Here is a 24,079-nt window from a genome sequence, read left to right as displayed (position 1 = left end):
GAGACATGGGGAAGTATGTAGATTTGTATGTAAGTAAAGAAAACGTGCAAGCGTACAGGGCAAATGAAGAACGAGACTATCATCGAAAGACACCTCTGACCATCAAAGAAGTAGAAGGCGGTATTATCCTTCCAGCTAAGGGGGATTCATCCATTACTTGGGCACTCGGAGGAGTACTGGATGAAAACGGTCAGTTCGTCAAGGAATCACATACTAGGGATGGGCATCTTTTTGGCGGCTATTACGAGTATGAGAAGCAATCTGTACAGCAATGCGATGAGACGGTAGTGTTTATGGGGCCGTTTGTAAGTCATTGGGGGCACTTTATCTGTGACCAAATTTCAAGGCTGTGGTTTATTCTCCCAGACGTAAAGAAGTATCGGATTGCGTATTGTGGTTGGAACTGGGGTAGTGAGCAGACTAGTATGTATGGGAATTTTCTGGAATTCATGCATTTACTTGGCATTAGTGATGAACAGTTGATTGATGTCAAGACCCCGATGCAGTTTCGTTCAATCATTATTCCTGAATTTTCCTATATTGAAAGGGATTACTACACGGAAGAATTTAAAAATATCTATCGCACAGTTGTTACGAATATAAGAGTGTCTGGCCTATCGCCATATTCGCAGATTTACTTTACGCGGGGAAAATTTTCCGTTGCATTGGACAAGGAACGTGGAGAAGACGAGATAGAAGCTTTATTTGCGGCGAACGGATATACGGTGTTATCCCCTGAGTTGCTGACACTAAGTCAACAGATATATTATATGCGAAACTGCGAAAATATGGCAGCCGTATCAGGAAGTATTACACATAACCTTTTGTTTGCCAAAGAGGGACAGAAGATAATCGTACTCAATAAAATGGAGCTGATGAATGGTTACCAGATGGTGATTGATAATATTATGGATGTCAGTATCTCCTGTGTTGATGTTTACGTGAAGATATTTCCTGTCTGTTTTGGCCTCGGGCCGTTTTTAATGGGCATCAGCCGTAACTTAAAAAAGTTTGCAAAGGACAAAAATATGACGATTCCGCGAAATTTACAGTTTAATGTAAATGCTTCGCTTAAGAAATATATATGGTATTTCGCAAAATTTGCACGGATTTATGCTAATAAACATAACAGAAACATGCTACTTTCTCAGCAAAGATCAGTTAGACAATTAAAAAACAATTCAAGAAGAGAATGATGTGAAATGCCAGAAAAGTTGTGTTCTATTAATTATTACCTTATGAACCTAAGGCAATTGAGAACGTATTAAATATACGTATACGAGTAGGTCACTGCAAGTAGGACCTTTAATTGTAATGATAATTTTTAAAGTATACATGTACTTCCGTCAACTCACTGTCTTTGGAAAGCTTTAGTCGTTTTAGAATAATTTTGACTTATGGTATTATTTATTTAGCGCAAATATTTTTATTCAAACACAACGACAAAACAATAAAATTTTCCTTGAGGAGGAACGAAAATGAAAGGAATTATTTTGGCTGGCGGAACCGGATCCCGATTATTCCCTCTTACGAAAGTAACCAATAAGCACCTGCTTCCAGTAGGCAAATACCCTATGGTTTTTCATGCGGTCGCAAAGCTGAAAGAGGCGGATATTCATGATATTCTTATCGTGACAGGTAAAGATCATATGGGTGATGTTGTGAATCTACTGGGGAGCGGCCATGAATTAGGCGTGACGTTCACTTACAAAGTTCAAGACGAGGCTGGTGGAATCGCTCAAGCGCTAGGATTAGCGGAGCAATTCGTTAACAATGACCAGATGGTAGTTATTCTCGGAGACAATGTTTTTGAAGATAGCATAGCAACCTTTGTTAGCAATTTCCGCGCTCAACGCAAAGGTGCTAAAATATTGATTCAAGAAGTGCATGATCCGCAACGTTATGGAGTGCCTGAATTGAATGACAACCGAATTGTATCAATTGAAGAAAAACCCAAACTGCCAAAGAGCAACTATGCTGTTACAGGGATATATATGTATGATTCCGCGGTATTTGAAATAGTCAAAACATTAAAGCCTTCTGGCCGCGGTGAATTGGAAATTACTGATGTGAATAATGCCTATATTGTAAGAAATGAGCTTACTTACGATACCCTTTGCGGATGGTGGACAGATGCAGGGACGCATGCCTCTTTGGCCAAAGCCAATGAGTTGGCGAAAGATTTACAATTTGGCGAAGAATTCGGAAAGTTTAAATTATAAGAGGTGTTTGCATGCAGGTGGTTCAAACAAAGCTTGAAGGACTTTACATTGTTGAAACAGCCGTTCATGGAGATCACCGAGGATTTTTCTTGGAAAGCTATAGCAGCAAAAAGTTTGCTGAACTGGGAATAGATTTTCCCTTCGTTCAAGACAATCATTCTCTATCTGTTGAAACCGGTGTACTTCGCGGCTTACATTATCAGCTTAACCCAAAAGCACAGACGAAACTTGTACGTGTAGTATCAGGTGCTATTTTTGATGTCGTAGTTGATATCCGTAAGAATTCACCTACTTTCGGTAAATGGGTGGGGGTTATTCTTAGCGAAGCAAACAAGCGGCAACTGCTAGTACCACGAGGGTTTGCTCATGGTTTCTGTACTCTTGTGCCGAATACTCAAGTGCTTTATAAAGTCGATGAATACTACTCACCTGAACATGATAGAGGTATTCTCTGGAGTGATCCGGCTCTTGGTGTTGATTGGCCGACTTCTAAACCTATTCTTTCTGATAAAGATCAAAAACACCCACTGCTGAGAGATGCGGAGATCAATTTTGAGGAAGCTCGGAATTAACTAACGACCTGGGCTTGAATGGGGGGAAGTCGGTTCCAGTCTTGCTCTTTGCTGAAGAGATTTTCAAATATCTGCATACACAACAAACTGAAATCATCGTTTATTTTAAAAAAAGGATGGTTTTATATTTGTTTAGTCTTTGTTCGATGTGTTAAGTAACGGAAGACAACGTGTGTTCTTCTTAGCTACTTCATATTAAGCAAACATAGTTTTTCGATAAGAGTAATGAGATAAATTATTCGTTGACAGCAGTCTATTTACTATTACGGCATTTATATCTCAATATAGAGAAGATCGCGATATGGTTAGAGCATTGCATCCAAAAGGTGATTTTATTGAAGTATATGTCAAAAATGTTCAATAGACGTATGCGAACAATGAGATCCTAATGGTTTATATAGGAAGGCGAGAGCAGGAGAACTCAAAGATTTCACAGGAATTTCTGCTCCATATGAAGAACCTGCTGACCGGAGTTGATTATTGAAACGGACAAACAAGATATAGAGCTTACCGTATAGCAGGTGATCACGTATCTTATGAAAATAAGAAATATTAAATAATTCCCATAAAAGGATTCAATTAGCGGAGGGGTATAATAAATGAAACTATTAGTTACAGGCGGAGCCGGCTTTATCGGCAGCAATTTCGTGCAATATATGCTGGATCGCTATCCTAGCTATGAAATCATTAATCTGGATGCTTTAACGTATGCAGGAAATTTAGAGAATTTGACATCCATCCAAGCGAACAGTCAATACACATTCGTCAAAGGTGATATTACCAATACCGAACTTGTGACCAGTTTGTTCGACCAAGGTGTGGATATCGTAGTCCATTTCGCCGCGGAATCGCACGTGGATCGAAGTATTCTAGAACCAGACGTTTTCGTGAAAACGAATGTACTGGGTACTCAAGTATTGCTTGAAGCAGCCAGAAAGCATGCGGTTAAGAAATTTGTCCATGTATCTACGGATGAAGTATACGGAACCCTTGGAGAGACGGGACTTTTTACAGAGGAAACGCCACTAGCTCCGAACAGTCCATATTCAGCAAGTAAAGCGGGATCTGATCTTCTTGTGCGAGCTTACCATGAAACATTCGGACTTCCAGTAAACATCACGCGTTGTTCCAATAACTACGGTCCTTATCAATTCCCGGAAAAGTTAATTCCTTTAATGATTGCCAACGCTTTGAGTGATAAGGATCTACCCGTTTACGGTGATGGCCTTAATATTAGAGATTGGCTTTATGTAGAGGATCACTGTAGTGCAATTGATTTAGTTCTGCATCAGGGAATCAGCGGTGAGGTCTACAATATTGGTGGGAATAACGAGAGAACGAACATTCAAATCATTCAAGCCATACTTCGTGAGCTAAAAAAGCCCGAATCTTTGATGAAATTCGTGAAAGATCGTCCAGGCCATGACCGCCGTTACGGCATTGATGCAACGAAGATTACGAATGAGCTTGGATGGAAGCCAAAGCATAATTTTGAGACAGGCATTCAAGAGACGATTCGTTGGTACTTGGACAATCAAGACTGGTGGAAACGAATTCAAACGGGTGAGTATCAAAAGTATTTCAACGAGCAATACGGTTCGAGGTTAGGTGCTCGGTCGTGAGGATCGTTGTAACCGGAGCTAATGGACAGCTTGGACAAGATGTTGTTAAGTCTCTTGGGCAAAAACATGAGGTACTTGGTCTATCAAGAGATCAGTTAGATTTTACGAATGAAGCCCAGTGTCTACAAGTCATCACGGAAAGTAATCCGGATGTTATTATCCATTGTGCGGCTTACACGGCTGTTGATTTAGCAGAAACTGAAGAAGAAATGGCATTTCGGGTAAATGCCGAGGGAACTAGATATCTTGTCCTTGCAGCTGAAAGTGTTGGTGCGAAATTCGTCTATATCAGCACGGATTATGTCTTTGATGGTACGTCTTCGCAAGCTTATCGTGAAGATGATGTTACTAACCCTCAAAGTGTGTATGGGAAGTCGAAGCGAGCTGGAGAAATTCATGTTCAAGCGTTATCATCGAAGCATTTTATTGTAAGAACATCGTGGGTTTATGGCATCTACGGTAATAATTTTGTGAAAACGATGTTGCATTTAGCGAGAACACGAGACTCCTTAAAAGTTGTCAGTGACCAGTTTGGATCTCCTACATATACGGTTGATCTTGCAGTTTTCCTTGAACAACTGATTCAAACGGATCGTTACGGTATCTATCATGCTTCTAACTCTGGTATTTGTTCGTGGTATGACTTTGCGTGTGCCATTTTTGAAGAAAGTGGCGTGAAGATCAAGGTTGAGCCATGTACAACGGACGAGTTCCCGAGACCTGCTCCTAGACCCCGGAATTCAGCAATGAAGCATGAAGCGATTCGAGTGAATGGATTTGAGGATTTGCGACCTTGGCGGGACGGGCTACAGGCTTTTTTGAACGAGCAAAGGGAGAACTAAAAGATAGCTGTTAGTGTGCTTAATTGCATACTGATGGCTTTTTTTGATGAGAGAGACCTGATGAAAAATGTCGTTTTGTTTCAGTTTCCAATTCCGTATAATAGACAAGAAGAAGAGGCTAAATAGTGTGAAGGTTAATAAACGGACAGTCAGTGTCCATATCGTAACTTACAATAGCGCTGAGCATATTGACGATTGCTTGAAAGCGGTTCTAAATCAATCTCATCCAATCGACAATATCATCATCATAGATAATGCATCAAAGGATAATTCGGAACAAAAGCTTGCCCAATGGCAGGAAAAGTGCACTATTATTAGTAATGAGCTGAACAATGGATTCGCGGGGGGACATAATCAAGCTATTCGGATGACGGATACTAATTATTGTTTAATCCTGAATCCAGATGTCGTCATTGAACCTGATTATGTGCTTAACACGATTCGTACGCTTCAAAGTCATGCTTATGCAGGCAGTGCAACGGGCAAATTATTATTTAAAGCAGTCCCTCATGACATTGATAGTACAGGTCTCATTATAAACAAGGCGCGAAGAGCCTTTGACCGCGGCGCACATCAGCCTAATAATCACTTCACTCATACTGAAGAGGTATTTGGTGTTTCTGGAGCTGCAGCCATGTATTCTCGTGAAATGATTAATGATATAAGCTTAAATGGCGAATTTTTCGATGAGGATTTCTTCGCATATAAAGAAGACGTGGATGTGGCTTGGCGAGCGCAATTATTAGGTTGGAAGGCATTTTATGAGCCAACTGCGATTGCGTATCATGAACGGGGCTGGAAGGAAGGGGGCAGGAGCAGCAAACCGCTTTTTGTTAGGAGACTATCTTATATCAATCGTTATAAAATGATGGTGAAGAACGATCGCATCTCTACAGTGATGACGAATATCATTCCTTTGTTTGTATACGAATGTCTTAGTTTTGGTTACGCACTCCTTCGTGAGCCCAAATTATTAGGTGCATGGATAGATTTTTATCGTAAATATACTGAATTGAAGCAGAAGAGAATCATCATTCGTAACAAGCAAAAAGTGGCGTCGACTGAAGTGAACAAATGGTTTACAAAATAAATTACCTAAGATTAGCCTAAGCTGGTCTTATTTTTTAGGCTAATTTTAATATACCCATGTTATAATGACAGATATCAACCAACAAATGAGGTCATCCCTTGGATTCATCCATTATCATCGTCAATTACAAAACGAAAGATCTGACGCTAGCTTGCATTGGATCGGTTTTTTCGTCAACTACAGCATACACGTATGAAATCATCCTTATCGATAACGCATCTAACGACGGTGCAATCGAAGCGGTGAAGGATCGTTTCCCACTGGTTACCACGATCACCAATACCGACAATGTTGGCTTCTCCAGAGCCAACAACCAGGGCATTCGTATTGCCCAAGGTCGTTACGTACTGCTCCTGAACTCCGATACCATCGTTCAACCAGACACATTAGACATCATGCTGCGTTTCATGGACGAGAATCCTACTGTAGGCGCTAGTGGCTGTAAAATCGTCCTACCCGACGGTTCACTTGACAAAGCATGTAAGCGAGGCTTCCCGACGCCTTCAGCATCATTCTACTATGCGTTTGGATTTGCCAAGCTATTCCCCAACATTCCGCGGTTCAATCAATATCAACTGGGATATTTAGATCCGGACCAACCATATCCGATCGACTCCCTTGTCGGAGCGTTCATGTTCGTCCGCCGCGAAACGATCGAACAGGTGGGTATGCTCGATGAAGAATTTTTTATGTATGGTGAAGACATCGATTGGTGTTATAGAATTAAGGAGGCTGGATGGGTGAATTATTATTACCCTAGAACACAGATTGTTCATCATAAAGGGGCAAGCAGCCGAAGGAAGCCATATAAGATCATATATGAGTTCCATCGGGCTATGATTTTGTTTCATAATAAGCACTATCGTAGGAAGTATTCATGGCTGACTAATGCGATGGTTTATGCAGGTGTAGGTGTGAAATTCGGCCTTTCACTAGCGAAAAATAAATTACGTCCATTGAGGTGATTTCGATTGATTCGTCAAAGTCAAGGCTTCTTGACTCAACTATACGCACTTGCCGATTTTATATGTATTCAGCTCGTGTTTCTACTCTCATGGTGGCTGAAATTTAAAAGCGGTTGGATTCCTTACGGTGCTCCTCTGCCTTTTAAACACTATGTGATGTGGAGTATAACATACGCGATTATCGCGATATTTATAAGTTATTTGGTGAATTTCTATACGCCGAAGCGGAGAAAACGGTTCTCTTTCGAGGTTTTGAAAATCATTCAAGTACATGCGTTTAGCTTATTGATGCTGCTCAGTGTTTTGTTTATTCTCAAAGAAGTGGACGTCTCACGGTCATATCTATTACTCTTTCTGGTAAATAACATTCTTTTCATTAGCTTCTACCGCTATATGATCAAAATCTCACTGAAACGAGTACGTCAAAAGGGTTATAACAAGCAATTCATTCTTATTCTTGGTGCAGGCTCATTAGGCCGTCAGTTCTATACGAAGCTGAAACAACACCCGGAGTTAGGGTATGAAGTGGTTGGTTTTCTCGATGATTATCAAGAGATGCATGAGATGCCGTATCACAATTTTAAACCGGTGATAGGGAAAATTGATGAATTAGAACCTATTTTGGATAAGCTAATTGTAGATGAAGTCATTATTGCGCTTCCTTTGGACGCCCATCAGAAGTTCGGTAGTATCATTAATGTTTGTGAAAAAGCTGGGGTCAAAACTCTCATTATTCCAGATTTCTATGACTTCCTTCCTTCACGACCTTATTTCGATAACTTTGCAGATATGCCGCTCATCAATGTAAGAGACATTCCCTTGGATGAGTTTAGGAATCGCACATTCAAGCGAGCTTTCGACATTGTTTTCGCCACCATTGCGATTATCATCACATTACCTGTTATGCTAGCGGCTGCATTCGCCATAAAACTAACCTCCGAAGGCCCAATCATCTTCAAGCAAGAACGTGTGGGCCTGAATCGCAGAAACTTCATGATGTACAAGTTCCGCAGCATGAAGGTGCTCGGAGATACCGTTTCGAATACGGAGTGGACGGTGGAAAATGACCCGCGGCGCACGAAGGTCGGTACTTTCCTCCGCAAAACAAGTCTTGACGAGTTGCCGCAGTTCTTCAATGTGCTCTTTGGTCATATGAGTGTGGTCGGACCAAGGCCGGAGCGTCCTTATTTCGTGGAACAATTTAAGGAAGAAGTACCGAAGTATATGGTGAAGCATCACATTAGGCCGGGTATTACGGGTTGGGCGCAGAGTAATGGTTTGCGTGGCGACACGTCGATCGAGGAACGAATTAGGCATGATATTTTCTACATCGAAAACTGGACTTTTTTATTTGATATTAAAATTATTTGGAGAACCATTGTTAACGGCTTTATTAATAAAAACGCATATTGATTAAAAAATATTGAAACCACCCGCATGATTCGCCAACATTTTCCCCATACTATTGCATATACTGAGTAGGCGGGGAGGTTTTGGCTATGATCGATCATGAAGACGCTTACCAAGATGATAATCATTTGTCGATTGGCAAAGGATTGATAGTCGGTGTGGTGTTCGGTTCCCTGATTTGGGCAGGTATTATTTCGTGCATTGTGTATATGTGGTAGTTCCATCTCATACAAGGAAGAGGCTGCTGGGGCTGTGAAGCCCTTGGTGGCCTTTTTACGTTTCAGACTACTTGTGATCGGCCACCTGCCTATAAACCATTGTCTGAGGCTTTCTACGACACTCTTGCATATGTTAGAAATAGAGGTGAGAGAAAGTATGAAGATTACAACAACAACTTTAGCAGGACTTGTGATTGTTGAACCTGAGGTGCATGCGGACCATCGGGGCTTTTTTATGGAAAGTTATCATGCCGCAAAGCTGGCAGAGCAGGGGATTACGATCGATTTTGTGCAAGATAATCATTCGCTATCGGAAGAAATTGGCGTGCTGCGCGGGCTACATTATCAATTGAACCCACATGCGCAAACAAAGCTTGTCAGGGTAATTGCGGGAGCGATCTTCGATGTGGCTGTGGACATTCGCACAAGCTCCCCCACATTTGGCCAATGGATTGGTGTTACGCTCAGTGCATCCAATAAGCGCCAGCTGCTTGTCCCGCAGGGTTTTGCCCACGGTTTCTGTACGGTAGAGCCGCGGACGCAGGTGTTGTATAAGGTGGATGCCTACTATTCGCCCCTACACGATAGAGGGATTCTGTGGAACGATCCAGCAATCGGCATAACGTGGCCAACGAGCAACCCTATTTTATCAGCGAAAGATGAAAAGCACCCTTTGTTGAAGGATGCGGAGTTAGTAGTATAAGATTGCCTAGGAGATAGGATTTGATGATTGGGAAGGACGTAAACTTGTTGCGTCTTTGAGCCCTGTCACGAGCGGTTTCTCAGCAAGTCTATAGGTCATATAACAAAGGGGAACGGTCATCGCCACAATAATTAGATCTGTGAAAAGGAAGCCAAGATAGTCAACTATATGAGTCGCTACACTCAACTTCATTAAAATTGAAATAAACAATAGATGAGTTAGTAAAATTGTGTATGAAGCATTTCCTAGCTTACTCAAGCTCTTCACCCAATATGGCAACTGAAGTTGTTCAGGAACAGAAGAAGCGCCTAATAGGACAAATGTAGCAGGAATGATGTAAAGGAGATAATTGTGATAAGGGATAAAAAGGTACTTGTTATTTATCCATATCAGCACAAAGCAAAGGGCACCTATTATTATCAAATGTTTGTAGTGTTTATTTCTTTGATGCTCAGCCCATTTGGCCAATAAACAGCCTGCAATAAATTCTAGGTTAACCTCACTAAAGAGGAAGCTTAGGTAGAAATGTCGGTCAATATCAGCACTTATCATAGGTACATTTAGAACATGGCAAAGTGTTATTGTAATCCATATGGAAACTAAGAAGTAGGCTGGCTTTTTCCCAAGAGCCATAAGAAGACTGAACACCAAGTAAAATAATACAAAATAACTTAACGACCAAGCGACAGGCAATACCGGACCATGAGTTTGGGGGATCAGTAGGAATGATTTGATGATAGTATCTTTATGTGTCTCAAATCCATAACCAAAGCTTGGAACGAGAAAATAGACAGGCAGCACAATGAGTGTAATTAACCAGTAGAAGGGATAAATACGTATAAGTCGATTCCTTAAGTAGGGAATAACAGTTATTTTAGTTCCAATTTTATGACCATAAGTATGATACAGTAGAAAACCAGTAAGTAAGAAAAAGAAATCTACACCTCCTGAACGTCCTAAAGTACCGATCCCTAGAAAGTCGAATTGAAAGTACTTGAGTGACATGGCTGAAATATGAAACAGCATCACAAAGAAGGCTGCGGCTCCTCGCGATGCTTGAAGCACGATTCTGTGATTATTAATCAAAAGAACTCCTCCGGTTCATGAATATGGATACAACTAAATATCATGCCAGAAGACTGTGAATAAATTATGTATACAACCTGAAAGGCAGCTGAATTGTTTAATAATTCTTTTACGAATGCTTTTTCACGGCCAAGCCCCAACTCGTCTGCATAATCGAACAAGTCCCCTCATATGCATGTACTATGTTGATGTTAATCATGAGTGAGGGGATGATCGAATGCGCCGGGTCACATGGGTAGTAGCAGTGGTAATGTGCGTAGCATTGGTTCTCGCAGGATGCGGGATGGGTAAAAAGGATGCAGGATCTATCGTAAAGGATTTGGATCATGTGATGGGCAAGTCGAGCAGCTATCAAGCATCAGGTAGCATGATTCTGAACACAGGGCAGCAGCCACAGGAGTATCAGGTTGAGGTGGCGTTCTCGCCGGAGCATTTCTATCGGATTTCCCTGACGAATGCCACGAAGGATGTTACTCAGATCGTTCTGCGTAATGAAGAAGGCGTATTCGTATTGACGCCACATTTGAAGAAGAGCTTCCGCTTCCAAAGTGATTGGCCAGAAAATCAAGGTCAAGTGTATCTGTTCCAATCTTTAGCGAAGAGTATCATTGCAGATAAGGATCGCCAATTTACGACGGACAAGGATGCCTACGTGTTTGATGTTGCTGCGAACTACCAGAATGAACAACTTTCTCGCCAGAAGATCTGGCTGAATAAGAAAACACTCGCACCTGCGCAAGTTCAAGTGTCAGATGCGAATCAGAATGTATTGGTGCAAGTGAATTTCACGAATTTTGAATTCGATACGAAGTTCGATAAGGATTATTTCCAAATGGAGCGTAATATGACCAGTTGGAATTTGCAGCAAACAATGCCTACGTCAGCTGACGTTGCTGTCACAGATGCGGATCATCCGTCTGCGACTGGAGGCAAATCCGTAACGGACAAAAACCTGTCCGCAACAGGTGGACAATCCGATCAATCCAAAGCCACGGGTGCAACGAAACCGGATGCGACGAAGTCTGCGCCAGCAGCTGCCAAAGCGCAAAGTATTGGTATTGTTGAGCCGTACTACCTACCTAAGGATGTTGTGAAACAAGACATCAGTGATATGAAGCTAGGTGAGGACGCCGCGGTTCTTTTACGATATAAAGGGAAATATAGCTTCAATCTGATCGAGGTTAGACCTCAAGCCAAATCTGTTTCACTGCCGCCAGGGGACATTGTCGATCTCGGGTTCACGGTTGGAGTGATCACGGGGAATGGGGCAAAGGATGAGCCTAGAACACTGACTTGGACGAACGATGGCGTTGAGTTCCGTATGTTCACAGGCGATATGCCAGTGAATGAAATGATTCAAGTCGCGATGGCGACGGATGGACAGTCGGGGAAATAAGCTCTGACCCGTGTGGAAATAAGGCTCTGCGACCTTGGGTTGCAGGGCCATTTTCTCATTTTATACAAAAAATTTGTGATAAAATCGCAAGAAGATTTAACCAACTCCCACGAACGGGCGTTTTTTTGGTATAATGCAACTTTGGAGCGAATAGATAATTGGAGTGTTTAGGATGACAGACATGAATGAAATGACTTGGGAACAGCAACGAGAGTTTTGGGAAAATGAGACGAAAGCTTTCGCGACGTTTTTGAATGATGAGGGGAAGTTGAAGCAAGAAACGGCTAACAAACACGTGGATCGCATGGACTTTGTGATGACAGAATATTTCGTGCGTTATGGAATCAGCTATGAGGATGTAAAAGGTGAAACGATTGTCGATTTCGTCGGCCGTTTCTTAATCAGCCATGTGCTTAGCACAAAGGAATCCGATATTGGTGCTTATTTAACTTCTTTTAAAAAGTGGATTCAATTCCTTCAAGTGACATCTAGAATTTCAAAAGAACAATACACTTCAATAAATGAAGTATGTAAGTATAAATCTTATTTCGAAGAGCGATTCGAGCAGTACATGGGAGCAGATAATGACTACGCGCTGGAACGTTGGCTGAACTCGAATGATATAGAAGCATATATTGAAGAACATACACCGTCTTCCAAGCGAAAGCTGAAGCCACTTGTGGTTGACCAGAAGCTGTATCAGCTTTGGATGGATGGGCGGACACCAGTACCACAAATCGTAGCGGAATTCAGAGCTTTTCTCGAGGCCGTACAGACCGGAAAGAACGTCAAGTTGTCCGCTGCGCGCAAGCATTTGCCGCGCAAGTTCTGGAGCGAGTTCGATGAGCAGCAGAACCTGCAGCTTTTCCGTAAACCAACACTGAATCAGGATCAAGAGCCCGTATACCAATTCTTTTTCTATGTAGCGTTAGTGCTAGGAATGACGGAAGAAGGAACACAACTTACGGTGAATGCGAAGCAATTAGCCTTTTACTTGGCGCTTACAGAGCAGGAACAAGCTGCGGTTCTCTTGGATGCGCTCTGGAATCGAGTGAACTGGGGGATTCTCGAGGAAGTTAACGAAGGTGGTCGCCCAGAAGATATTCAAGCCTGGAGAAGAGCCATCGCAAGTGTGTTAGCAAGCTGGGCTGTTGGCCATGAGCATAATGTGAAAAAAGAATGGGATAAGCACCGGCAATCCGGTATTTTGCTGGATACAAGTGTTGATGTGTTTTTACATGCGGTAGCTACAATTTTGGTGCGTTTCGGATTGATCCGTGCAGTATACCTTCCAGACGCTGAAATGAAGTATGCGAATGAAAGGCAGCCGGTAGTCATGACAGTATTAGAGTCTGGAAACCGAGTATTCCGTTATTTCGTGAATGAGGCAGCCTATGTGCTTAATACTACACCTAGCATTGCTGCCGAACCTAAAATCGGACGTAACGAATCATGCCCATGCGGCAGCGGTAAGAAATATAAAAAATGTTGTTTGTAATTAGATTGAAGAGGTGAACGCTTGTGGATGCTTTTTATCGTCCCACGTGGGTGGAAATATCGTTAGATGCGCTGCGTAGCAACATTGAACATTTTCAGAAGGTACTGCCTGCGGGCATGAAGCAGATGGCAGTCGTAAAAGCGGATGCTTACGGACACGGGGCTGTAGAGGTATCCAAAGAGGTTCTCGCCGCGGGTGTGGATTACTTGGGTGTCGCATTCTTTGATGAAGCGTTGGAACTTCGAAATGCTAGGATCACTGCACCCATTCTTGTACTCGGCTACACGCCGCCTGAAGGGATTAATCGGGCACGGGAGCTGGATGTAACCATTGCGGTGTATAGTCGTGATGTGTTGGAAGCGCTGCGTGAGCAAGGACGTAAGCAGGAGAGTGCACCGCAGAAGAAGCTGAAAATCCATATCAAGCTGGATACCGGTATGGGGCGACTCGGCTTGCACACGGAAGCAGATGCGATTCCTTTCATAGAGGAAGCATTAACGCTGCCCGATGTGGAAGTGGAAGGCCTTTTCACGCATTATGCGAATGCAGATGAAGTCGATAAGAGCTATACGCTGGAGCAATACGCCCGGTTTGAGCGGATCGTAAGCTATTTTACAGCTAAAGGTGTGAGTTTCCCTTATATTCACGCGGGGAATAGCGCGGCGGCTATTGATTTGCCAGACTTAACCTATTCGATGGTACGTCTCGGGATCTCGATGTATGGTCTGTATCCTTCCGAGGATGTTGATCAAACGAAGATTGAGCTAAAGCCGGTGCTGAGCCTGAAAACAGGCATTGTTCATCTCAAAACGCTGCCAGCGGGTTCAGGTGTTAGTTATGGAACGATTTATCACACCAAGGGTGATGAGCAAATTGGGACATTGCCGATTGGCTATGCGGACGGGTACTCGCGAATGCTTTCGGGTAAAGCCGATGTGCTGGTTCGTGGCAAAAGAGTGCCAATCGTCGGCAGAATCTGTATGGATCAATGTATGATCAACGTATCGGATGTGCCTGATGTGCAAGCACTAGATGAGGTTGTTCTCATCGGAGAGCAGGGCGAAGAACGAATTTCAGCTGAAGATGTGGCTCGTCAATTGGGGACGATCAATTATGAAATCATTTGTATGATTTCACACCGTGTTGCACGTGTTTATGTGCGAAATGGGGAGCGGGTTGAGGCTTTAAATCCTCTCATGCGACACCGCTATTAGGACGGGGGGAAGCCCTGCATGAATTTACCATGTAAATTTTGCAGCTATTGGAGAGGATTTTCAGAATAGGGTATAGAATACTAAGTAATAACAATCTTATATCTTAAGGTGTAACATATTTGATATACCGGAGGCATATATTCTATTGTATAATTTGGTTTTTGGAATGACATACTGGTAATATTGTCTTTGTATCGTTTCTGGGGGTGCGAGAGTGTGAGCAATGCGCATAATACGAAAAGGATCATGATTAGCTTGCCTGACAATCTGTTGCAAGAAGTGGACGGAATTGTTGAGAAGGAGAACTCCAATCGGAGCGAATTCATTCGTCAGGCAATGAAGCTGTATTTAATTGAACGCAAAAAGCGCAGTCTACGCGAATCCATGCAGCGTGGGTATATGGAAATGGCGAAAATAAATCTCAGCATGGCATCTGAAGCTTTTCAAGCGGAGGAAGAAGCGGACGGTACGCTTGATCGCTTAGTAAGCGGGGTGTAAGACGTGATTGTGAAACGTGGCGATGTATTTTTCGCAGATCTTTCGCCGGTCGTAGGATCGGAGCAGGGAGGAGTCCGTCCTGTTCTAGTGATCCAAAATGATATCGGCAACCGCTTTAGCCCCACTGTGATTGTTGCAGCGATTACAGCTCAAATCCAAAAGGCAAAGCTTCCCACGCATGTGGAAATCGATGCGGAGACGCACGGTTTCGATCGAGATTCGGTCATTCTGCTTGAGCAAATCAGAACAATCGACAAGCAAAGACTGACGGACAAAATTACGCATTTGGACGAAGAAACAATGCGAAAGGTTGACGACGCTTTGCAAATTAGTGTGGGACTGATAGAATTTTGAATAAGGTCTGGAACGGACGAGGGCGATAGGGACCCTCGTTTTTTGGTTTGTACATACATATACATACGATGAATAGAAGCGAGGTATGACTGTGGCTAATGTGGACGAGGTGAACGTGAAGGCAGGGCCAAAGGCTGAAGTGGCCGAGACGGAGGGAAATAAGCCAAAAGCAAGCGAGTATGAGGCACCGAAGGAGAAAATCCAGATTCCTGCGGAGAAAAAAGCGGAGATTCAGGAACGGATCCTGAAGCAAATCTCCGCTGAGTTACAGCTGCCTACCGGCAAAGTGAAGACGACGATGGAGCTGCTGGATGAAGGCAACACGATTCCGTTTATCGCGCGTTATCGGAAAGAGATGACCGGTGAGCTTGATGAGAATCAGCTGCGGGATATCGAGGAGCGCTTACAGTATTTGCGTAATCTCGAGGATCGGAAAATCGAGGTTGTCCGTTTGATCGATGAGCAGGGCAAGCTGACGGATGAGCTGCGCGTTTCAATTGAGAAAGCTGTGAAACTGCAGGAAATCGAGGATCTCTACAGGCCTTTCCGCCAGAAGCGGAAAACGAGAGCTAGTGTTGCGAAGGAGCGCGGTCTGGAGCCGCTTGCAGCGTGGATTTGGAAGCAGCCTCGTCAAGGCTCGCTGGAGCAAGAGGCTTCGCGGTACATCAACGCGGACAAGCAGGTTGGAAGCGCCGCAGAGGCGATTCAAGGTGCGATGGATATCCTAGCGGAGAATATCGCGGATGATGCGAAAATACGGGCCTGGGTGCGTCGATATACACAGGATAACGGCATTATGCGGACAGAGGCTAAGGATGCGAAGGCAGAGTCGGTTTATGAGATGTACTATGCCTATCAAGAGCCAGTGAAGCGCCTGCCGCCGCATCGTATTCTCGCAATTAATCGCGGCGAGCGGGAAGAGATTCTGAAGGTTGGTCTAGATGTACAACCGGATAAAATACACGACTACATGCTGCGTCAAATCGTTCGAGGTGATTCGGTTGTAAGAGATGTATTGCGCACGATTGTCGAGGATGCGTACAAAAGGCTTCTTGCTCCTTCCATCGAGCGAGAGGTGCGCGGTGAAATGACGGAGATGGGCGAGGAGCAGGCGATTAAGATTTTCGCGGAAAATCTGCGGAATCTCTTGCTGCAAGCACCCATCAAGGGCCATGTGGTGCTGGGTGTCGATCCGGCGTACCGGACAGGCTGTAAGCTGGCCGTCATCGACGACACCGGTAAAATGCTTGAAATCGCCGTCACCTACCCAACCCCACCGAATAATAAGGTGGCGGAAGCGAAGGCGAAGTTCAAGCAGTTGATCAGCACATACAGCGTGGAGCTGATTGTGATCGGGAATGGGACGGCGTCCCGTGAAACGGAGCAGTTTGTTGCGGAGCTGATCGGTGAGATCAAGGAGCGGAAGCTCAAGTACTTGATCGTCAGCGAAGCGGGCGCGAGCGTGTACTCGGCGTCGAAGCTGGCGCAGACGGAGTTCCCTGAGCTCGATGTCGCCGAGCGCAGCGCGATTTCGATCGCGCGGAGGCTGCAGGACCCGCTCGCGGAGCTTGTGAAGATCGAGCCGAAAGCAATCGGCGTCGGGCAGTACCAGCATGACGTTTCGCAGAAACGTCTGGACGAGAACTTGAAGGCCGTCGTGGAATCGGCCGTTAACCATGTTGGGGTGGACTTGAACACGGCGTCCCCGTCCTTGCTTTCGTACGTGTCGGGGGTAAACGCGACATTAGCGAAGAACATCGTGAAGTATCGCGAGGAGAATGGCAAGTTCAGCTCCCGCCAGGAGCTGTCGAAGGTTCCGCGTCTCGGCGCGAAATCCTTCGAGCAGTGTGTCGGGTTCATGCGGATTCCGGGCGGGCGGAACCCGCTCGACAACACCCCGATCCATCCGGAGTCTTACGACGTGGTGGATCGGCTGTTCAAGGAGCTGCGCATCGATCTCGCGCAGCTTGGGTCACAGCAGCTGCTAGCGCTGCTGCAGACGCTGGAGCCAGAGGAACTGGCTCCTAAGCTTGGCGTTGGTGTCCCGACGATGCGGGACATCCTAGACAGCCTGCAGCGGCCTGGGCGAGATCCGCGGGACGAAGTCCCAGCGCCGATCTTCCGCACTGACGTGCTGCAGCTGGAGGACCTTGTGCCGGGCATGGAATTGACCGGCACGGTGCGCAATGTTATCGACTTCGGTGCATTCGTCGATATCGGCATTAAGAACGATGGGCTGGTGCACATTTCCCAGCTCAAGAACGGCTTCGTGAAACATCCGATGGATGTGGTTTCCGTTGGAGACATCGTCCAAGTATGGGTGCTCAACGTGGACCAGAAAAAAGGCCGCGTAGGCTTAACGATGAAGAAACCGCAGCAGTAGGTTAATGAGATCAGTTGATTATGGCAGTTGGGAGTTAGGTCCCAGCTGCTTTTTTTTACTGGATTTTCTCCATCTAATTTCCTCGCTCCCCCCATATTTACTGAATTAACTGGATTTCATGTAGCTAATTTCTAAATATTCCTCCAAAACCGTCAATTTGAGCAAAAATAGATGGAGCTTTTCCAGTTAATCTCCGAATTACGCCGGAATCTCTGAAATTAACTGTAGGTTATACAGCTAATCATCGAGGTGTGTTTGAGTTCCCCTACTTTTGAGTGCCTCTCACCTCCTTCACCAAATAAGTCATTGTATATCGCTTACCAGCAATAAGGGAGAGCATTCCCTCCATGGAGAGACGGGTGAGCCACTTTGCAGCGATACGAATATTTACATTGCACTCGGCTGCTACATCCATAAGCCGAACTTTACCATTTCGCTGATTGGCAATCTGGAGGATAAACTGCTTCCGCAGCTCCCACACGTCCGCTTCAAGCTCAGCGAGGGTGGGAGGATGCGGTTTGCTGATAGAAGCTACCCTTCTTTCTTCCAATGGGATGACGTTGTTTTTGATGCTAACAGAGGGACTATTCCCGTCCTGCAGGTTGTTTTGATGTCCTTTCTGTTGGACTTGACCCGTTCGATCTCCTTTCTGTTGCACTTGACCCGTTCGATCTCTTTTCTGTTGCACTTGACCCGTTCGATCTCCTTTCTGTTGAACTTGACCTATCTGATCTCCTTTCTTCAGCACCTGACCTGTTCTTTCCCCTTTCTCTTGTACTCGAACTATTCGATCTACTTCCTGTTGCATCACTTGACCTCTTCGATTCCCTTCCTCTCGCACCTGAACCTGAACGCCTATTTCCCTTATCCCCAAAAGCCAACGATGCTTCTCACGCATTCTGCGTAGCCACTGACTGCTATTTTGCTGCATTTAATTAAGTCCCCCTTCTTTAGAAACGAATACGCAAAAAAAGCACAAACGAACTGCAGAGGTATCTGCAAGCTCGAGTGTGCTTCACTCAGGTATCCGTATTTGTTTACTTTTTGTTACATTTATTTACAGTATAGAGGGATCATTTCAAATATGCAACTATTTTATTCTTTTCCTCGAGGTCATCAGATTCGTATACTGTTTACCTAATGTTTATTCATGTCACTTATTCTGCAACGCTATGTATCCACGGCAAAAAAGCCAGCACTTGTGGCACAAGTACTAGCCTTTTGATCAAAATTTACGTTTGCTTGGTCCGTCCGTCGATTGGCTGTCAGGCCACTCCTCTTGTGAGCGGCGAGTGCGGTAAAAGTACCAGCTATCGTTCAATAATCGAATTTGTCTGCGGTTTTTGTTCTGGAAGGCACGCATTAATTGATTACAAAGCCACTGCGGCATATGCCCATCCCCTTCTTCGCCATGTACTTATAGCATATGAAGGTTTAGGAAATTGGGTGCAGGTCCTTTATTTTTAGAGATCAAATTCCTCTTCGTACCATTGCTCAAGCTGGGCTTGAAGCGCGCGGATTTCGGTGAGTAAAGAGATCAATGGATATGATTTCTCTTGAATGCCTGCGAAGGTTTTCTCAAGACGGTTGATGTAATCCAAGCCTTGGATTAGCGTATACATTGTACCGATCAATTCCAAGTCATCACATTCAGCAATCACACGAGGAAGCTGCGGGACATGATCAGCGGTTAATTTCTCTAATTCTTTGTGCAAACGTTGGTTCAATGCTGTTAATTGATAGGAATAGGAGGAAGGCATTTCAACGAATTCCAATTGTTGGTCAAGCTTCAAAATCGCATAGCGCATTTGTGGCATGGGGATGGTTCAAATCCTTTCTGTATAGGGCGTTCGATCTTCTTTTCTACTTGACAGTATAGCCGTACATACGGTACAAATTCAAGTAAGAACTTGTTATTCGAAGTATTTAAGGGTTGTCATTCGAAGTATTTAAGGGTTGTCATTAGCCGTGTTCGTGACTTGTCATTGGGAGTGTTTGTGAATGGAAGATCGAGAGCTGCAGCAATGGATCGAGCAGATTTCTATGGAATCGTTTGGGAGACCTTTCGTTCATCAGGCCCGTTTTAACCGAAGGTTGCGATCGACGGGTGGACGTTATTTTATGAAATCGCATGATATTGAAATCAGTTGGAGCCAGTGGGAGACCTACGGTAGGGATGAAATTGAGAAGATCATTAAGCATGAGCTGTGCCATTATCATTTGCATATTTTGAAGCGAGGCTACAAGCATCGTGATCATGATTTCAAAACCTTGCTTGCACAAGTCGGCGGTACCCGATTTTGCCAATCATTACCGCGGCCCAAGGCGAAGCAAGCCTATAAATATAGGCTGGAGTGCGTGAATTGCAAGACGGAGTATTTTCGCAAACGTAAAATGGATGTTCGCAAATTTGCCTGTGGGAATTGTAGGGGAAAATTGAAATCGTATACACTTGACTTAACAGCGCCTTCATAATAAAATAAAACTTGTTCATTCCCTGATAGCTCAGTTGGTAGAGCACTCGACTGTTAATCGAGTTGTCACAGGTTCGAGTCCTGTTCGGGGAGCCATATGGAGAGATACCCAAGTGGCTATAAGGGGACCCTCTGCTAAGGGGTTAGACTGCGTAAGCGGTGCGAGGGTTCGAATCCCTCTCTCTCCGTCACGAAATAAGTTCAATGGCATTCTTGCCGTTGGGCTTATTTTTTTGTTTATCTCAACCTCAACCAATTCCAACAATTTTCTAATACCCGTTAAACGTTTGTCCTCAATAGTGAATAAAAAGCTTCACGATGGAGGAACTCCCAATGGCTAAACTATTCTCGATACGCGATCGTGATATGTATCAAAAGCCTTAACCGCCTATCAGTTGCTGGTGTCTGATACCTGTTTAAGTAATGCGGACATGTGGGCCCCTTATTTACCAGCTTTAACTGGACTTAATTCCATAAATTAGGCTTGTCAACGGAAGCGGAATCCTTTATAATAACACTAGTCGTCCATAACGGGCTGAAATGTTCAATGACGATGTTATGGCCCGTTGGTCAAGTGGTTAAGACACCTCCCTTTCACGGAGGTAACAGGGGTTCGAGTCCCCTACGGGTCATTGTTTTATCTCTCTTGCGGTCGTGGTGGAACGGCAGACACACCATCTTGAGGGGGTGGCGCTCACAAGGCGTGAGGGTTCAAATCCCTCCGACCGCATCCCAGCTTTAGGAAAACCCTTACTTAGTAAGGGTTTTTTTGTTATAAAATGGATACTAATTCCTCTTGTTGATGTATTATTTAAACAGGAATAAATTGGATGAGAAGGTATCAACAAATCGAATGGCGTAAGGTGGGGAATCCATATTATGAAAACATTCCATGATAAGCAAGCCTATGACGAAAAGAAGAGTGCTAAGGTGCAGCTGGAATACCTTGGCCGGGGGCTAGTTGCAGCTGCTACATCTGAAGGTGTATTTCTCAGCTGGAGATTGCTTGGGAATGAAGTGACGGGATATAGTGACAAAGGATTGATCGGTACCGATTTTAACCTATATCGCGATGATGTCCGTATCGCTGCTGTTCATGACAGCACTAACTATTTGGACCGCAGCGGGACGCTTGCATCGGTTTATAATATTTGTGCCGTCGTGGATGGACAAGAAGTCGACCGAAGTGCTGATGTCACCCCATGGGTGACTCCGTACTATGAACTGCCTTTGAGAAAGCCTGCTGACGGCGTCACTCCAACTGGCCAACCTTATACCTATTCGGCCAATGATATGAGTGTAGGGGACGTTGATGGCGACGGAGAGTACGAGTATTTCGTAAAATGGGACCCTTCCAATTCGAAGGACGTATCGCATTCCGGCTACACCGGTCCCGTATACATCGACTGCTATAAGTTGGACGGAACCCTGCTTTACCGGATTGAACTCGGTGTGAATATTCGGGCAGGTGCTCACTATACTCAGTTTCTCGTCTATGATTTTGACGGAGATGGGAAAGCTGAGCTAATTTTCAAGACGGCCCCTGGAACGAAGGTAATCCGATACGATCAGGAGGGAAGGCCATCCTTTGAAACCTATATCACTATGCCTCTGGAGGATATAGCCGCAGGGTACAGCCATAAGGACGACTACAGAATGAGCAGTGCGGACTATTACAAGCATATTGTTCGAATGTTCATGCACTGGCACGTACATGAAGAGGTCGTGGCGGGGCATTGGCCCGCGACGCTGGAAGAGTGCTTCGGGATCGATCGTCTCTACAGGTATCCTTTGTCTAGGGAGGATGCGGAGCGGCTTGCCGATTACTTTTTCGACGTTTACGCTCCCAGTCGGAGCGGGCGCAACAACTTGCGGTCATTCGAAGGCTTCATTCTCGAGGGACCTGAATATTTAACCGTGTTCAATGGACAGACGGGTGAAGAATTGCAGACGATCCGTTATAAGCCAGGCCGGCATGACGACGGTCTAATGTGGGGGGATTACGCTTGGAATCGCATTGAGCCTGGCAATCGGGTGGATCGATTCCTCGCTGGTGTGGCCTATCTGGACGGCACAAAGCCATATGCGATCTTCGCCCGCGGCTATTACACCCGGGCTGCTGTCATCTCCTATTCATGGGATGGAACACAGTTGAAGGAAAATTGGTTCGTGGACAGCGGATGGGTTACGATGAATAATCCTTTCCATGACACGCTTCGTATGGAAGACGGCCGAAATGAGAACTTTGGCAGTCTCGCCAAGCAAGGGGCGCATTCTCTTAGCATTGCTGATGTGGACGCGGATGGCTGCCAGGAAATTATTTATGGGGCGGCTACCATCGACCATGATGGAACGATTCTGTACAGCTCCCGAGGGATGATGCCACCCGAAAGTAAATCGCCTGGCAATATAGTCAAGCTCGGCCATGGCGATGCCCTTCATGTAGCGAACATCGATCCGGATCGGCAGGGATTGGAGATTTTCATGGTTCATGAAAGCGGCGCAAGGGGACCATACGGATATACGCTGCGTGATGCGGCGACGGGTGAGGTATTGTACGGTGGCTTCGCTGTCGATGACGTGGGGCGTGGGATGATCGGACAGGTTGATCCGAATCACCGGGGCCTTCAAACGTGGTGCAGCGAGGATTATGAAAGCGACGAAGCCTTTGGCTTGATGACATGCACAGGGGAACAGATTACAAAGCAGGTTCCAGGTACGAACATGAGCATCAAGTGGTCGGCCAACATGACAACCCAGATCATTAGTGGTAGATTCGATCAGCCTGTTGCTATTGATGATTGGAAACGAGGCCGGCTCCTGACGGCAGAAGGAACGGTCTCCAACAACGGAACCAAGGGAAATCCCTGCCTCGTTGCGGATGTATTCGGGGATTGGAGAGAAGAGCTGCTGGTTCGCACAGATGATAGTTCGGCGATTCGAATCTACCTGAGCACCGAGGTAACAGACCGAAAATTATATACGTTGATGCACGATCCTCAATACAGAACCGGTATCGCATGGCAAAACGTTGTATATAATCAGCCTTGCTATACAAGTTTTTATTTAGCGTCAGACATTGATTGGGCAAAGGTTCCGATTTTAAATCTGCATTTGCCAAATTATTAATCCCTCCCATCGCATCACAAGAAAAACCTGAAATTCCTTTTCTAAGGATTTTCAGGTTTTTTGCTGTCATCAATCGTATTTATCTTCATCAACACGTTCTACACGATCTATAATTAACTCTAATTCGGTCTCGAAATTCAAATGCAACGGTGCAGGAAGCAGGTCGAAAATATCTTGAATCATATCGATTTCAAGCATATCATCCAGTGTTAGAGGCAGGGGGTCTTGACGGAGTACCCAATCGCGTACCGTCTCGATGAATACATAGAATGAAGACTGAAATTGATCAGCCACAGCTTCCTTCTCATCACTTTGATAAGAGGTCATCGCCTGCCAGTTGTGAAGTGTCACTGATAAGGCTTGTTTGACTTTCGGATCCATAGGGGTCCTCCTTTGTCCATGG

General features: G+C 44.8%; 23 protein-coding genes, 4 tRNA genes and 1 pseudogene. 23 read left to right on the top strand and 5 right to left on the bottom strand.

Going from position 1 to position 24,079, the window contains the following annotated elements; translation table 11 throughout:
• Window positions 1–5: 5 nt before the first annotated feature.
• From AC58QC_RS23175 to rfbC (AC58QC_RS23125), 11 genes and pseudogenes are all read left to right on the top strand, one after another.
• Window positions 6–1,196 (top strand): glycosyltransferase family 61 protein, encoded by a 1,191-nt coding sequence (locus tag AC58QC_RS23175; RefSeq protein WP_497417415.1) that lies wholly within the window; start codon window positions 6–8, stop codon window positions 1,194–1,196.
• A 282-nt stretch (window positions 1,197–1,478) separates the two neighbouring features.
• Window positions 1,479–2,222, top strand: coding sequence for a sugar phosphate nucleotidyltransferase (locus AC58QC_RS23170; RefSeq protein ID WP_497417414.1), 744 nt, complete (start codon window positions 1,479–1,481; stop codon window positions 2,220–2,222).
• Between the two features lie 11 nt (window positions 2,223–2,233).
• A complete protein-coding gene (gene rfbC, locus AC58QC_RS23165; protein WP_497417413.1) occupies window positions 2,234–2,794 on the top strand; it encodes a dTDP-4-dehydrorhamnose 3,5-epimerase in 561 nt (186 codons plus the stop codon).
• 232 nt (window positions 2,795–3,026) lie between these two features.
• Window positions 3,027–3,312 (top strand): annotated as a pseudogene (locus AC58QC_RS23160) (adenylyl-sulfate kinase); the annotation flags it as partial.
• Between the two features lie 81 nt (window positions 3,313–3,393).
• Window positions 3,394–4,416 carry a dTDP-glucose 4,6-dehydratase gene (rfbB, locus tag AC58QC_RS23155; RefSeq protein ID WP_497417412.1) on the top strand — a complete coding sequence of 341 codons (1,023 nt, stop codon included), beginning with the start codon at window positions 3,394–3,396 and terminating at the stop codon, window positions 4,414–4,416.
• Complete coding sequence (gene rfbD, locus AC58QC_RS23150) at window positions 4,413–5,258, top strand: dTDP-4-dehydrorhamnose reductase (RefSeq protein ID WP_497417411.1); 846 nt, start codon at window positions 4,413–4,415, stop codon at window positions 5,256–5,258. Before rfbB ends, rfbD begins: the two co-directional genes overlap by 4 nt.
• Before the next feature lie 127 nt (window positions 5,259–5,385).
• The gene (locus AC58QC_RS23145; RefSeq protein WP_497417410.1) at window positions 5,386–6,348 is read left to right on the top strand and encodes a glycosyltransferase family 2 protein; all 963 of its coding nucleotides are present in this window, start codon (window positions 5,386–5,388) and stop codon (window positions 6,346–6,348) included.
• A gap of 98 nt (window positions 6,349–6,446) precedes the next feature.
• Entirely contained in the window at window positions 6,447–7,313 is an 867-nt protein-coding gene (locus tag AC58QC_RS23140) for a glycosyltransferase family 2 protein (protein WP_497417409.1), read from the top strand.
• 6 nt (window positions 7,314–7,319) lie between these two features.
• Entirely contained in the window at window positions 7,320–8,726 is a 1,407-nt protein-coding gene (locus AC58QC_RS23135) for an undecaprenyl-phosphate glucose phosphotransferase (protein ID WP_497417408.1), read from the top strand.
• An 86-nt stretch (window positions 8,727–8,812) separates the two neighbouring features.
• Complete coding sequence (locus AC58QC_RS23130) at window positions 8,813–8,941, top strand: hypothetical protein (RefSeq protein ID WP_497417407.1); 129 nt, start codon at window positions 8,813–8,815, stop codon at window positions 8,939–8,941.
• 157 nt (window positions 8,942–9,098) lie between these two features.
• Entirely contained in the window at window positions 9,099–9,644 is a 546-nt protein-coding gene (rfbC, locus tag AC58QC_RS23125) for a dTDP-4-dehydrorhamnose 3,5-epimerase (RefSeq protein WP_497417406.1), read from the top strand.
• Window positions 9,645–9,650: 6 nt separating this feature from the next.
• Here rfbC (AC58QC_RS23125) and AC58QC_RS23120 read toward each other — a convergent pair whose 3' ends face one another.
• On the bottom strand, window positions 9,651–10,730 hold the full coding sequence (locus tag AC58QC_RS23120; RefSeq protein WP_497417405.1) for an acyltransferase family protein: 1,080 nt from the start codon (window positions 10,728–10,730) through the stop codon (window positions 9,651–9,653).
• Between the two features lie 217 nt (window positions 10,731–10,947).
• Here AC58QC_RS23120 and AC58QC_RS23115 point away from each other — a divergent pair, with 217 nt between their 5' ends.
• From AC58QC_RS23115 to AC58QC_RS23090, 6 genes are all read left to right on the top strand, one after another.
• The gene (locus AC58QC_RS23115) at window positions 10,948–12,126 is read left to right on the top strand and encodes a LolA family protein (RefSeq protein ID WP_497417404.1); all 1,179 of its coding nucleotides are present in this window, start codon (window positions 10,948–10,950) and stop codon (window positions 12,124–12,126) included.
• Window positions 12,127–12,298: 172 nt separating this feature from the next.
• The gene (locus AC58QC_RS23110; RefSeq protein WP_497417403.1) at window positions 12,299–13,624 is read left to right on the top strand and encodes a YecA family protein; all 1,326 of its coding nucleotides are present in this window, start codon (window positions 12,299–12,301) and stop codon (window positions 13,622–13,624) included.
• Between the two features lie 23 nt (window positions 13,625–13,647).
• Window positions 13,648–14,838 (top strand): alanine racemase, encoded by a 1,191-nt coding sequence (gene alr / locus AC58QC_RS23105; protein ID WP_497417402.1) that lies wholly within the window; start codon window positions 13,648–13,650, stop codon window positions 14,836–14,838.
• A 216-nt stretch (window positions 14,839–15,054) separates the two neighbouring features.
• Window positions 15,055–15,336: a CopG family ribbon-helix-helix protein gene (locus tag AC58QC_RS23100; protein WP_028553892.1), complete on the top strand. Its 282-nt coding sequence runs from the start codon at window positions 15,055–15,057 to the stop codon at window positions 15,334–15,336.
• Window positions 15,337–15,339: 3 nt separating this feature from the next.
• Window positions 15,340–15,690: a type II toxin-antitoxin system PemK/MazF family toxin gene (locus AC58QC_RS23095; protein ID WP_028553893.1), complete on the top strand. Its 351-nt coding sequence runs from the start codon at window positions 15,340–15,342 to the stop codon at window positions 15,688–15,690.
• 199 nt (window positions 15,691–15,889) lie between these two features.
• Complete coding sequence (locus AC58QC_RS23090; RefSeq protein WP_497417513.1) at window positions 15,890–18,073, top strand: Tex family protein; 2,184 nt, start codon at window positions 15,890–15,892, stop codon at window positions 18,071–18,073.
• Window positions 18,074–18,338: 265 nt separating this feature from the next.
• On the opposite strand, the gene AC58QC_RS23085 is transcribed toward AC58QC_RS23090, so the two are convergent.
• From AC58QC_RS23085 to AC58QC_RS23075, 3 genes are all read right to left on the bottom strand, one after another.
• Complete coding sequence (locus AC58QC_RS23085) at window positions 18,339–19,004, bottom strand: hypothetical protein (protein WP_497417401.1); 666 nt, start codon at window positions 19,002–19,004, stop codon at window positions 18,339–18,341.
• A gap of 294 nt (window positions 19,005–19,298) precedes the next feature.
• A complete protein-coding gene (gene cmpA, locus AC58QC_RS23080; protein WP_141692697.1) occupies window positions 19,299–19,463 on the bottom strand; it encodes a cortex morphogenetic protein CmpA in 165 nt (54 codons plus the stop codon).
• A gap of 73 nt (window positions 19,464–19,536) precedes the next feature.
• Window positions 19,537–19,890 carry a hydrolase/acyltransferase gene (locus AC58QC_RS23075; protein ID WP_497417400.1) on the bottom strand — a complete coding sequence of 118 codons (354 nt, stop codon included), beginning with the start codon at window positions 19,888–19,890 and terminating at the stop codon, window positions 19,537–19,539.
• Window positions 19,891–20,074: 184 nt separating this feature from the next.
• Here AC58QC_RS23075 and AC58QC_RS23070 point away from each other — a divergent pair, with 184 nt between their 5' ends.
• The 6 genes from AC58QC_RS23070 (at window position 20,075) to AC58QC_RS23045 (ending at window position 23,676) form a co-directional block, all read left to right on the top strand.
• A complete protein-coding gene (locus AC58QC_RS23070) occupies window positions 20,075–20,548 on the top strand; it encodes a SprT family protein (RefSeq protein WP_497417399.1) in 474 nt (157 codons plus the stop codon).
• A 19-nt stretch (window positions 20,549–20,567) separates the two neighbouring features.
• Window positions 20,568–20,643: transfer RNA gene (locus AC58QC_RS23065), tRNA-Asn, on the top strand.
• Window positions 20,644–20,646: 3 nt separating this feature from the next.
• Window positions 20,647–20,735 (top strand) — tRNA-Ser (locus AC58QC_RS23060).
• A 372-nt stretch (window positions 20,736–21,107) separates the two neighbouring features.
• Window positions 21,108–21,179: transfer RNA gene (locus AC58QC_RS23055), tRNA-Glu, on the top strand.
• Between the two features lie 16 nt (window positions 21,180–21,195).
• Window positions 21,196–21,277 (top strand) — tRNA-Leu (locus AC58QC_RS23050).
• A gap of 149 nt (window positions 21,278–21,426) precedes the next feature.
• Window positions 21,427–23,676: a rhamnogalacturonan lyase gene (locus tag AC58QC_RS23045; RefSeq protein ID WP_497417398.1), complete on the top strand. Its 2,250-nt coding sequence runs from the start codon at window positions 21,427–21,429 to the stop codon at window positions 23,674–23,676.
• 69 nt (window positions 23,677–23,745) lie between these two features.
• Here AC58QC_RS23045 and AC58QC_RS23040 read toward each other — a convergent pair whose 3' ends face one another.
• Entirely contained in the window at window positions 23,746–24,057 is a 312-nt protein-coding gene (locus tag AC58QC_RS23040; protein WP_497417397.1) for a hypothetical protein, read from the bottom strand.
• Between the last annotated feature and the right edge of the window lie 22 nt (window positions 24,058–24,079).

It is taken from the genome of Paenibacillus sp. J22P51 (genome assembly GCF_059692215.1).
The sequence above is the reverse complement of the archived record's forward strand: the minus strand, read 5'-3'. Positions and strand labels throughout refer to the sequence as shown.

Coding starts and splice junctions, on each gene's coding strand:
- AC58QC_RS23175 (WP_497417415.1), top strand. CDS start 6: ATGGGGAAGTATGTAGATTTGTATGTAAGTAAAGAAAACGTGCAAGCG.
- AC58QC_RS23170 (WP_497417414.1), top strand. CDS start 1,479: ATGAAAGGAATTATTTTGGCTGGCGGAACCGGATCCCGATTATTCCCT.
- rfbC (WP_497417413.1), top strand. CDS start 2,234: ATGCAGGTGGTTCAAACAAAGCTTGAAGGACTTTACATTGTTGAAACA.
- rfbB (WP_497417412.1), top strand. CDS start 3,394: ATGAAACTATTAGTTACAGGCGGAGCCGGCTTTATCGGCAGCAATTTC.
- AC58QC_RS23130 (WP_497417407.1), top strand. CDS start 8,813: ATGATCGATCATGAAGACGCTTACCAAGATGATAATCATTTGTCGATT.
- rfbC (WP_497417406.1), top strand. CDS start 9,099: ATGAAGATTACAACAACAACTTTAGCAGGACTTGTGATTGTTGAACCT.
- AC58QC_RS23115 (WP_497417404.1), top strand. CDS start 10,948: ATGCGCCGGGTCACATGGGTAGTAGCAGTGGTAATGTGCGTAGCATTG.
- AC58QC_RS23110 (WP_497417403.1), top strand. CDS start 12,299: ATGACAGACATGAATGAAATGACTTGGGAACAGCAACGAGAGTTTTGG.
- AC58QC_RS23085 (WP_497417401.1), bottom strand. CDS start 19,004: ATGCAGCAAAATAGCAGTCAGTGGCTACGCAGAATGCGTGAGAAGCAT.
- cmpA (WP_141692697.1), bottom strand. CDS start 19,463: ATGCCGCAGTGGCTTTGTAATCAATTAATGCGTGCCTTCCAGAACAAA.
- AC58QC_RS23075 (WP_497417400.1), bottom strand. CDS start 19,890: ATGCCACAAATGCGCTATGCGATTTTGAAGCTTGACCAACAATTGGAA.
- AC58QC_RS23070 (WP_497417399.1), top strand. CDS start 20,075: ATGGAAGATCGAGAGCTGCAGCAATGGATCGAGCAGATTTCTATGGAA.
- AC58QC_RS23045 (WP_497417398.1), top strand. CDS start 21,427: ATGAAAACATTCCATGATAAGCAAGCCTATGACGAAAAGAAGAGTGCT.
- AC58QC_RS23040 (WP_497417397.1), bottom strand. CDS start 24,057: ATGGATCCGAAAGTCAAACAAGCCTTATCAGTGACACTTCACAACTGG.